Source organism: Providencia sp. PROV156 (assembly GCF_028480905.1).
GTDB lineage: Bacteria > Pseudomonadota > Gammaproteobacteria > Enterobacterales > Enterobacteriaceae > Providencia > Providencia hangzhouensis.
Window position 1 is genome coordinate 59,815 of record NZ_JAMPPE010000025.1, and the last position, 10,885, is coordinate 70,699.

Consider the following 10,885-nt stretch of genomic DNA (forward strand, 5'->3'; position numbering starts at 1 on the left):
AGTTATTAATAATGATGTGTTAATTGTAGTCAGCGGTTTTCAATTGATGGTCAGGAGGGTGCTGCCATATCATACTAATAATATTATTTTTAATAAAAGACCCATAATGAATGGGCCTTTTTCACAAATATAAATTTAATATTATCAGTACCGATTAATCATCAAAATACCAATAACCATTATTAACGAGCGCAGTAAGCAGTGCGATGAAATTAACATCATCAATGGCATCAGCTAAATTTTCGCTATTAACGGCATCATAGCGGCATAAACTATCAGCGGCCTCATAACACTCAGTTTCCAAGCATTCACCATTAACAAAAAATTGGTCGCCAACGCGTAATGCTCTGAGACCATTTAATTTGTATAAGGTTTCTTGCTGAGTTTTTAGCAAATCATAGATTTCTTCTTGCTCATAAGGCGGTTCAGGTGGCGCAATGTCTAACTCGTGGCGTGATTGGGAGATAAACTCACCTAACCATTTGCGAAAGAGCTCAGGGTCATTAATGAGTGATTCCATCATCTCACGCAGCTTAATTTGTTCACCTTGCAAGATCTCCGCGGGGTTATCACGGAATGATAAATCAGGGTCACTATAGCGGTAGCTGCCTAAATCGTTAGAAATTAAGTGATCGGCAAAGCTACTGATTAATTCACGAGTATTTGGTGCACGAAAGCCAACCGAGTAATTTAATGAAGGTTCAATGGCGTAGCCTTCATGTGGGAACCCTGGTGGAATGTACAAAATATCGCCGGGTTCCATTTCTTCGTCGATGATGGCATCGAAAGGTTGTACTTGCAGTAAGTCAGGGTGCGGGCAATGTTGTTTCATTGGGATTTTTTCGCCCACGCGCCAACGACGGCGGCCTTCACCTTGAATAATAAATACATCGTATTGGTCGAGGTGAGGACCTACACCACCGCCGGGGACCGAGTAGGAGATCATTAAATCGTCCATTCGCCAGTCTGAAAGTACACGGAATGGTTTCATCAACGCAGAGCTTGGGTGATGCCAATGGTCAACAGCCTGAACTAAAATAGACCAATTTTCTTCACCGAGATGGTCATAACTTTCAAATGGGCCATGGCCAACTTGCCAAATCCCTTCTTTATGGCTAACTAAACGGCTATCAACCTCATCTTCCATCGCCAAACCTGCAAGTTCGTCAGGCGAGATAGGGTCAATAAAATTTGCAAACCCTTTTTTGATAAGCAGTGGGCGCTTCTGCCAGTGACTGTCGAGGAAACTTTGCCAGTCGAGATTTAGTTTGTAATCCATCTTATTGTCCCTTGGAGCTGCTAAATATAGCTAATCAGTTTATTGCAATATACCCGGTCTCAATACTACAAAATGACCTATATGTGTAATGGTATGATGTTAAATAAACTTTATGAAAAACATATAGTAAAGGTTTATCTTGAGAGTAAACCAATCAGTTACCCTAAATTACTTTTCATAAAACACTTCACAAATAGTATACCGGAAATGGTTTGTAAAATAGGGGGTAAACGGACACATATCACAGATTAACTATCTTCAATCATAGATTGCTGCCTAAATGTGACGGATAAACGCGCTCCGCCAAGAGGGCTGTCACTAATTATGATTTCCCCGTCATATTGGTCGATAATATCCACTGCAATAGATAAGCCTAAACCTTGACCTGGGCGAAGGGTGTCTGCGCGTTGCCCTCGAACGAAGATCAAACTACGTTTGCTTTCAGGCACCCCTGGGCCGTCATCATCGACAACTAATGTTAAGCTATCAGCACCTACAACAGCACTAACTTCAACAAATTCAAGGCAATACTTACACGCATTTTCCATGATATTACCCATCACTTCCATAAAGTCATTGGGTTGACCCAGCCATGTTGTTTCAGGAGAAACATTAACCGTTATAGAAACCCCTTTGTGCTGATAAACTTTATGTAGGGCACTTGCAAGGCTATCTAGTATTGATGGGACAGATGAAATTTCACGTAGCATCATGTTTTCATCACCTTGCGTTGATGCGCGGTGTAAATAATAACCCACCTGTTGAGAAATACGGCCAATTTGTTCAAGCATGATAGGCTCAGCTTGTTCAATGTTCATTTGTTTGCCTGAACGAAGTAGCCGCAATGTTGATTGTAAAACAGCTAAAGGTGTCTTTAAACTGTGTGTTAAATCAGAAAGTGTGGTGCGATATTTACTGTAGCGTTTTCGTTCATTCGTTAACAAAATATTAAGGTTGCGTACTAGGCCGCGAAGCTCATACGGTGGGTTCTCATCCAGTGTATCCCGTTCACCTTTTTCTAGGCTACTGAGTTGTGATACTAATGATTTAATTGGCCGTAGACTCCAATAAGCAGCTAGCCATAATAACGGGATGACTAAGATTAAATTAGCCAGCAAAACATAACCAAACCACTCCCAAACTAACCCGGTATTTTGTAAGTCTTGTGGTAGAGTATCTACAACGACGATGGTGAGCGGGGGCAGGTTTTCACTTGCTGCATATTGGTTGACGGACACGGAATGAGTCAGCGGTTCGTCATCGTTATCCATGTCATCTAACTTTGTATTGAATTCGGGGTTATCGTCTAGGAGTTGGCGGGTTTCACGAATATCCGTATCAATTTCATATAAGCCCTCTTTTTTTAGCCAATCATTACGGATCAGCCGTTCAACGCTAGGCACATCACGTTGGCGCCATAGCACAAGCCCTTGTTCATCATAAATAATAACCAAAGTTGGGTTATTCAAAGTAAAATTTGGTGGGACTCGGATGTCAATTTTATTATTTTGCCATTGGGCTAGGCTATAAATTAAGTTACTTTGGCTACGTAATAAGGTGTAAGTCGTTTTATCAAAACTAATTAAATACCCCAAAATCGCAACAATACCATAGGATAAAGTGAGCGCTAAGATTACCGCTGATGTTGCACAAAGAAAACGTGCTCGTAGCGAAAGGGGTTTGAACTTAAATTTACTTAGCCACATATTAGCCATTCACATCAAAACGATAGCCTTGACCGCGTACAGTAACAATTACATCATCACTATGGAATTGTTGAATTTTTTTGCGTAATCGGCCCATTAAAACATCGATAGTATGACTTTCTCTAAGTTCGGCATCTGGATAAAGCTGGCGCATTAACGAGTCTTTGCTAACCACTTTTCCATTATTGCGGAGCAGTGTTTCAATAATGGTGTATTCAAAAGCCGTTAATTTGACGGTTTCACCATTAACTGTAAATTCTTTACGTGAGAGGTCAATAACGAAATTACCTAATTCGAGAACTTGTGAAGCAAGACCGCTATTTCTGCGCATTAAAGCTTGCATACGGGCGACCAGCTCTTCTAGCTGGAAAGGTTTCGTCACGTAGTCATCTGCACCACTGTTTAGCGCTTGTACTTTTTCTTGCCAACTCTCCCGAGCTGTCAATACTAAAAGTGGAATATTGACGTGCTCGCCACGCCAGCGTTTTATCATGGAAAGCCCGTCTTCATCAGGTAAGCCCAAATCGACAACCGCGATATCTGGACAACTTTCGTGTAAAAAATAGTCAGCTTCTTTTGCGTCTTCAGCCGAGTCAACCTGATGACCCAGATCTTTAAGCTGTACGGTTAAATGGTGGCGAAGTAACGCATTGTCTTCGACAATAAGAATACGCATCGGAAACCCTCACATTGAAAAGAGATAGCTACAACTGATTCAAATAGTAGCACTAGTAACGCTATGGTAAAAAGAGTTCTGAATAACGACAAGAGATTAAGTAAATATAAATCAAACGAACCGGAAAAATAGTTTATTTTCACTAAGGCGCAGATATGAGGTGTTGATTGTGTAAATATGTGAAGAAATATAGTTGATAAAAAAATGAATATGACCTAGTTATATTTTTGTCTGCAAATAAAATTTAGAATTCTTAATAATCAATACATTAATTCTTTTTAGGAACACGTTGAATATAACGTAAAGAGATGAATTGAACAATTAATGCGCAGATAATTGCTATGGTATAGGCAGCGAACAAATTAAATTTAGGTAACACGAGGCTTAAACTATAGAAGAAAACCGCAAAGCTGAATAGCCCCGCGACGAGTCCTCTCATAACTCGCTGAGCTGCTTGCGCGTTTATCATAATATATGAAAATACAGCTAATATTGACGCCATAAAAGGATATGAGGCTAAAACACCACTTGCTCCTGCACCAATAAATGGCGCAATTAAAGTCACCCCCACCACCAGCACGGCAATTAATAACATTCTCGCTGGCAAATCCCATCTGGGAGGAGATAGTTTTTTAAAATTCACGGGTACATTAGGTATAAAAATCATTGCTATCATCATAATTAGGATATCAATGATGAATAACATTGATTGAGAAAGCTGACTGACTTGTAAAATATAAGCGGTCACACTAAATGTGAGTGTCGCTATAATGAGAGCTTTGCAACAGCCATATGCAACTAAAAAATAAAACACGACCGCAAAACAAGCCTGCGCAGCCGTTGCTGATAATGAGCCTAAAGTTGCTTGCGTGGCAAATTCTGTGCCATATTCGAGAGCAAGGAAAAAAGAGATAGGGCCAGAGGTCAACGGTAAGCCGACAATAAGGCCGCCAATGGATTCACCCCATCGGCGAGCAGCAAGGCTTGCTGTTAGTAATAAAAGTGGCGTGATAACGACTTTGAAAACGAATAGTTCCATTATCTATAGCCGCCTTAGTTTATAATACATATATAGGTAATAAATAGTTCGGATAGTGCAACTAACCAATTAATAATAGAACGATATGTTAAAGTAAGAACTGATTTAGCGGTGTGATATTAGTATCACTAATACGAGAAAAAATCGAAAAGATTAAGTAAAAAGGGCGACTTAGAAGCCGCCCATTTTGAAAATATTGAGACTATTTTAGTTCATCAATAAAAGTGACAGCGTAACCGATATAGTTAGCCGGCGTCATTTCTTTTAACCGCGATTTTTCGTGTTCTGGCAAATCTAAACCATCAATAAATTGTTTCATCCCTTCAGCGGTAACGCGTTTGCCACGGGTCAATTCTTTGAGTTTTTCATATGGTTTTTCAATACCATAGCGGCGCATTACAGTTTGAATAGGCTCAGCTAATACTTCCCAGTTTTGGTCTAATTCATCCAGTAAATGCTGTTCATTAACTTCTAATTTGTTTAAGCCTTTCATGGTTGATTGATAAGCAATCAATGCATAACCTAGGCCGACACCGAGATTACGTAATACAGTCGAGTCCGTTAAGTCACGCTGCCAGCGAGAAACAGGGAGCTTGCTCGCTAAATGACCTAAGACGGCATTTGCTAACCCTAAGTTACCTTCAGAGTTTTCAAAATCAATCGGGTTCACTTTGTGTGGCATGGTAGAAGAGCCAATTTCACCAGCGATTGTTTTTTGTTTGAAGTGATTTAATGCGATGTAGCCCCAAATATCACGGTCGAAATCTAACACGATAGTGTTAAAACGAGCGACACAATCAAATAACTCAGCAATATAATCATGAGGTTCAATTTGCGTGGTGAATGGGTTCCATTGGATGCCCAAAGACGTAACGAAGGTTTCGCTAAATTCGTGCCAGTTAACTTCAGGGTAAGCGACCATGTGGGCATTATAGTTACCAACTGCGCCATTGATTTTACCTAAAATTTCAACTTGTTGCAGCTGACGGAATTGGCGTTCCAAACGATAAGCAACGTTGGCAAACTCTTTACCAATGGTGGAAGGCGTTGCAGGTTGGCCGTGAGTACGCGATAGCAACGGCAAATTGCGGTACTCATGAGCCATTGTTTTGATTTTATCAATAATTTGACGCCATTGTGGCAGTAATACTTCTTCGCGAGCAGTTTTCAGCATTAATGCGTGCGAAAGGTTATTAATATCTTCTGAAGTACAAGCGAAGTGGATAAATTCAGAAACTGCATGAAGAGCAGGGATGTTGACTACTTTTTCTTTTAGGAAATATTCTACAGCTTTCACATCATGGTTGGTTGTGCGTTCAATTTCTTTGATACGCATTGCGTCTTTTTCACAGAAGTTCGCGACAATTTCATCTAAGTAAGCGATTGCGTCAGCGTCAAATGAAGGAACTTCTTTGATTTGAGCGGTTGCAGCCAGTTTTTGTAGCCAGCGAACTTCAACTTGTACGCGAAATTTCAGTAAACCAAACTCACTAAAAATAGTGCGTAAAGCGCTGACTTTATCACCGTAACGGCCGTCAATCGGGGATACAGCGGTCAGTGAGGATAATTCCATTGGTAGCAACTCCAGATTTAAAGGTGAGACAAAATATCTTTCGCCTGATTAGCCAGACGATTGCGAGAGAACATGAGTTGGATACGACTTCCACCAACTTGTTGCCAAAGCACTGCGCAGCGAATACCTGCGAGCAAAGTGGCTCTAACTTTTGCTTGAACGAGTGTATTTTTGAGAATGTCTGGGGAACCAGTGACTTGAATTCGAGGCCCAGCAGGGCTGACCACGTCGACGTAAATACCCGCAAGTGCGTTAAACACACCTTCAGAGAGCGGTTCAAAATAGTCAGCTTGGCGCTCAAATTGCTCAATACGTTGACCAAGTTGGTTCATCGCTTCTTGATTTTTATTAAGACGGCGCTCAAGTACCATAATACTTAACATATAACGTGTCATTTCAGCGGATAAACCACTGTTGCCGCCTGTTAACATGCCTAACATGGCATTGAGACCGGTCTTTAAATTTTCGGCATCATTACCAAATACATCCAAAGTCGATTTTGGATTCATATTGGTGAGGCAATTGACCATGGTTTCAGTGTCTTTCTCGAGACAAACACCTTCATGTGCGAGTTTTTGAACCATCGCGCTTGCTTGGCAGATACCCGCTAAAGCAAGCGTAATGTCGTAATAGTTTTTTGCCACATTTACTCCTGAATACGGGCTTCAATAATACCGCCACCGAGACAGACTTCATCGATATAAAATACGGCGGATTGACCTGGAGTGACAGCCGCGACTGGGTAGTCAAATGCAACTTCAATGCGATCATCACTTAATGGGGTTATCGTACAAGGGATATCCGCTTGACGATAACGTGTTTTTACTACACAACGTAGTGGTTCAGTCATTGTTTTACGGTCAACCCAATGTAATTGCTGAGTAATTAACCCAACAGACATTAACCTAGGGTGTTCATGGCCTTGAGCAACGATAAGAATATTATTTTCAACGTCTTTATCGACAACATACCAAGGTTCTTCAGAGCCCTCTTTTGTACCACCGATACCTAAACCTTTACGCTGACCTAAGGTGTGGTACATCAAACCTTCATGTTGACCAATTGTTTCGCCATCGACAGTGACGATAGGGCCGGGTTGAGCAGGTAAGTAGCGGCCTAAAAAGTCGCGAAACTTACGCTCACCAATGAAACAAATCCCTGTAGAGTCCTTTTTTTTCGCAGTAACTAAGCCAATTTCTTCGGCAATACGGCGTACTTCAGGTTTTTCGAGCTCACCAACTGGAAAAAGGCTTTTAGCGACTTGCTCGTGACTCAGGGTATATAAAAAATAACTTTGGTCTTTGTTGCCATCTAAGCCACGTAATAATTGGCTTTTACCATCGATATCACGGCGACGCACATAATGACCAGTGGCAATGTAATCTGCGCCTAAATCTTCAGCAGCAAATTCTAAGAAAGCTTTAAATTTGATTTCTTTGTTGCACAGAATATCTGGGTTCGGTGTGCGACCAGCTTTATATTCAGTTAAAAAATGTTCGAAGACATTGTCCCAATATTCAGCAGCGAAATTAATGGTATGAAGTTCAATACCCAGTTTGTCACACACGGCTTGCGCATCGGCAAGGTCAGCCGCAGCTGAGCAATATTCTGTGTCGTCATCTTCTTCCCAATTCTTCATAAACAGACCAGCAACCTGATACCCTTGTTGCTGTAGCAAGTAAGCGGATACAGAGGAGTCAACACCACCGGACATACCGACGATGACTTTTTTTTGGCTGTTATCTGACATGGTACTATTATTTGACATGGAAATATCTCACTGCGGAAAAATCAAGCCCCATACTTTAGCATGTTGTTCCCGCATTACACCAGAGTTAGAGGGGAATATTATTGCTTGGTGAAATCTTCACCAAGCAGAAGTTTAGTGCTTAGCGATAATGATCGCCGTAAGCTGTTAAGATGTCGAGAGGATAATGTTTTCCTGTGAGAAAACAGCGTAAACTTTCAGCCACTAATGGTGAACGCAGGCAGTTGCTATCTAAAATTTCTTGGGCGGTCAGCCAGTGGCATTCGCTAATATCACTGTCTTGTGGCTGTGTTTCACAAATGGATTCAAGTTCTACGGCGAACAAAAAGCGGATAAACTGGGTTTTATCTGGGGCAATCCATTGGTGAATTTTAATTAATTGTGTTGGTGTGGCTTTGATTCCAGTTTCTTCTAGTAATTCACGTTCGGCGGCTTGCAAAATCGTCTCACCAGCTTCTAAGTGCCCAGCGGGTTGATTCCAAGTGGGTTTGTCATTTATCAACTCTTCCACGACTAAAAATTTGCCTTGAGCATGCACAACAGTTGCTACAGTCACATTAGGTTTAAACAACAGTTATCTCCTTCCATTCGCCAACTGAAAGATTTCCCAAATTAAATTCACCAATCTGATAGCGAATTAGCCTAAGTGTTGGAAAACCTATATTTGCCGTCATACGACGGACTTGCCGATTACGTCCTTCATATAAGGTGATTTTTAACCAACTGGTCGGGATATTTTTACGTTCCCGTATAGGCGGGTTTCTTTGCCATAGCCATTCTGGTTCATCAACTAGTTCGATCCCTGCGGGGAGCGTTGGACCATCATTTAATGTTAACCCTCGCCGAAATTTTAGCAATGCATCTTCGCTGGGAATACCCTCTACTTGAGCATAGTATATTTTCCCTGTTTTTTTCTGTGGTTGCGTTAAACGAGCCTGTAGTTTTCCATCATTAGTTAAAATTAATAAACCTTCACTGTCCCTATCAAGGCGTCCTGCTGCGTATACATCGGTGATTGGAATATATTTTTTTAATGTATCGCGGCCTTGTTCATCAGTAAATTGAGGTAAAACATCAAAGGGTTTGTTAAATAAAATGATTTTAGTTGGTGTTTGCGAACTAACCGAAATCCGCTTAGCTCTATGCTTTAACGCAGTAGAGGTTGGCGAGTAACGATTTTTTTTCGGAACTGATTTTTTGTTCGGTCTGTTCATGGTCATTCAATGAGAATTTATTGGTTTTAATTTATGGCGATTTATTCCATCTAGTGTAGGAGATTTAGCGGTTTGATCCTAGAACGTATTTTTCATGGTGATGTAATATTTAATTAACAACTTTAAAAACATTTAAATCAATAAAAACAATTTTTCATTTAAAAATAAGTACATATGAGTTTGTTTGGATGACGATAGTGTGAGCGGAACGTGTTTTTAATTTGAGTTAACTTGCTAGTATTATTTGTTGTTAGGAAATTATTTTAACAAAAGTTAAGTCATTCGCTCAAATGCGTCGTTGACAACTTTTCGTCGTGGTTTGATTTATTTCTAATAATGGAATGCTTAAATTAATTTATTGATTTAACAGTGTTTATAAATAGTTATTTGATTAACTTACAAGATAAAACAGTACGTTAAATGCGATCGGCATTGAAGCTTAGATGAGTAATCATTGGCGTTCGACGCAGATTGAAGTAGTATTGACACGTCTCTTACAAAAAATTAACAAGCAAAATACGCAAGTGAAAGGAGAGGTTAATGGAAAGCAAAGTAGTAGTTCCGGCAGAAGGCGCTAAAATTACCATTGATGCAAAAGGCAAACTAAACGTTCCGAACAACCCAATTATCCCTTATATCGAAGGTGACGGCATTGGTATCGATGTTACACCAGCAATGTTAAAAGTGGTTGATGCGGCAGTTAAAAAAGCCTACAACGGTGAGCGCAAAATTTCTTGGATGGAAGTTTACACCGGTGAAAAATCTACACAAATTTATGGTAAAGATGTTTGGTTACCAGAAGAAACCCTCGATTTAATCCGTGATTACCGTGTTTCAATTAAAGGTCCTTTAACAACTCCTGTTGGTGGTGGTATTCGTTCCTTGAACGTTGCACTACGTCAACAACTTGACCTGTATATCTGTTTACGTCCTGTTCGCTACTACAAAGGCACGCCAAGCCCAGTTAAACAACCTGAATTGACGGATATGGTTATTTTCCGTGAAAACTCTGAAGATATCTATGCGGGTATTGAGTGGAAAGCGGGTAGTGCAGAAGCAGACAAAGTTATTAAATTCCTGAAAGATGAAATGGGTGTGACTAAAATCCGTTTCCCACAAGACTGTGGTATTGGTATTAAACCTTGTTCAGAAGAAGGCACAAAGCGTTTAGTTCGTGCAGCAATTGAATATGCTATTGATAACGGCCGTGATTCAGTGACTTTGGTTCATAAAGGTAACATTATGAAATTCACTGAAGGTGCATTTAAAGATTGGGGATACCAATTAGCACAAGAGGAATTCGGCGGTGAATTATTAGATGGCGGCCCATGGGTTAAAATTAAAAACCCTAAAACAGGCAAAGATATCATTGTTAAAGATGTTATTGCAGATGCTTTCTTACAACAAATCCTGCTGCGCCCAGCTGAATATGATGTTATCGCGTGTATGAACCTAAATGGTGACTACATTTCTGATGCATTAGCAGCACAAGTTGGTGGTATCGGTATTGCACCAGGTGCGAATATTGGTTCTGAATGCGCATTATTTGAAGCAACGCACGGTACTGCACCTAAATATGCAGGCCAAGACAAAGTTAACCCAGGCTCTATCATCCTTTCTGCTGAGATGA

Annotated in this window: 10 protein-coding genes; 1 reads left to right on the forward strand and 9 read right to left on the reverse strand. The window is 40.5% G+C overall.

Features of this window, described 5'->3' with window-relative positions; all coding sequences use genetic code 11:
• Positions 1-154: 154 nt before the first annotated feature.
• From PSF31_RS16840 to rluE, 9 genes are all read right to left on the reverse strand, one after another.
• Positions 155-1,279: a ribosomal protein uL16 3-hydroxylase gene (locus tag PSF31_RS16840; protein ID WP_004253337.1), complete on the reverse strand. Its 1,125-nt coding sequence runs from the start codon at positions 1,277-1,279 to the stop codon at positions 155-157.
• 248 nt (positions 1,280-1,527) lie between these two features.
• Positions 1,528-2,985, reverse strand: coding sequence for a two-component system sensor histidine kinase PhoQ (gene phoQ / locus PSF31_RS16845; RefSeq protein ID WP_172412197.1), 1,458 nt, complete (start codon positions 2,983-2,985; stop codon positions 1,528-1,530).
• A gap of 1 nt (position 2,986) precedes the next feature.
• Positions 2,987-3,661 (reverse strand): two-component system response regulator PhoP, encoded by a 675-nt coding sequence (phoP, locus tag PSF31_RS16850; RefSeq protein WP_004253350.1) that lies wholly within the window; start codon positions 3,659-3,661, stop codon positions 2,987-2,989.
• Between the two features lie 268 nt (positions 3,662-3,929).
• Positions 3,930-4,700, reverse strand: coding sequence for a hypothetical protein (locus PSF31_RS16855; RefSeq protein WP_004253353.1), 771 nt, complete (start codon positions 4,698-4,700; stop codon positions 3,930-3,932).
• Positions 4,701-4,902: 202 nt separating this feature from the next.
• Positions 4,903-6,273: an adenylosuccinate lyase gene (purB, locus tag PSF31_RS16860; protein WP_164455551.1), complete on the reverse strand. Its 1,371-nt coding sequence runs from the start codon at positions 6,271-6,273 to the stop codon at positions 4,903-4,905.
• Between the two features lie 17 nt (positions 6,274-6,290).
• Positions 6,291-6,917, reverse strand: coding sequence for a high frequency lysogenization protein HflD (gene hflD / locus PSF31_RS16865; protein WP_004253359.1), 627 nt, complete (start codon positions 6,915-6,917; stop codon positions 6,291-6,293).
• A 2-nt stretch (positions 6,918-6,919) separates the two neighbouring features.
• Positions 6,920-8,023, reverse strand: coding sequence for a tRNA 2-thiouridine(34) synthase MnmA (gene mnmA / locus PSF31_RS16870; protein WP_096863921.1), 1,104 nt, complete (start codon positions 8,021-8,023; stop codon positions 6,920-6,922).
• A 139-nt stretch (positions 8,024-8,162) separates the two neighbouring features.
• Entirely contained in the window at positions 8,163-8,612 is a 450-nt protein-coding gene (locus PSF31_RS16875; RefSeq protein ID WP_096863871.1) for an NUDIX hydrolase, read from the reverse strand.
• The gene (rluE, locus tag PSF31_RS16880) at positions 8,605-9,255 is read right to left on the reverse strand and encodes a 23S rRNA pseudouridine(2457) synthase RluE (RefSeq protein WP_141395901.1); all 651 of its coding nucleotides are present in this window, start codon (positions 9,253-9,255) and stop codon (positions 8,605-8,607) included. The genes PSF31_RS16875 and rluE overlap by 8 nt, the downstream gene beginning before the upstream one ends.
• Before the next feature lie 540 nt (positions 9,256-9,795).
• Here rluE and icd point away from each other — a divergent pair.
• Positions 9,796-10,885, forward strand: a 1,090-nt coding sequence (icd, locus tag PSF31_RS16885; RefSeq protein ID WP_272537447.1) for an NADP-dependent isocitrate dehydrogenase, incomplete at its 3' end; no start/stop codon positions are given.

Bases quoted from the DNA above. Each gene is read 5' to 3' on its own strand.
- rluE (WP_141395901.1), bottom strand. From the start codon at position 9,255: ATGAACAGACCGAACAAAAAATCAGTTCCGAAAAAAAATCGTTACTCG.
- PSF31_RS16855 (WP_004253353.1), bottom strand. From the start codon at position 4,700: ATGGAACTATTCGTTTTCAAAGTCGTTATCACGCCACTTTTATTACTA.
- phoP (WP_004253350.1), bottom strand. From the start codon at position 3,661: ATGCGTATTCTTATTGTCGAAGACAATGCGTTACTTCGCCACCATTTA.
- mnmA (WP_096863921.1), bottom strand. From the start codon at position 8,023: ATGTCAGATAACAGCCAAAAAAAAGTCATCGTCGGTATGTCCGGTGGT.
- purB (WP_164455551.1), bottom strand. From the start codon at position 6,273: ATGGAATTATCCTCACTGACCGCTGTATCCCCGATTGACGGCCGTTAC.
- phoQ (WP_172412197.1), bottom strand. From the start codon at position 2,985: ATGTGGCTAAGTAAATTTAAGTTCAAACCCCTTTCGCTACGAGCACGT.
- PSF31_RS16840 (WP_004253337.1), bottom strand. From the start codon at position 1,279: ATGGATTACAAACTAAATCTCGACTGGCAAAGTTTCCTCGACAGTCAC.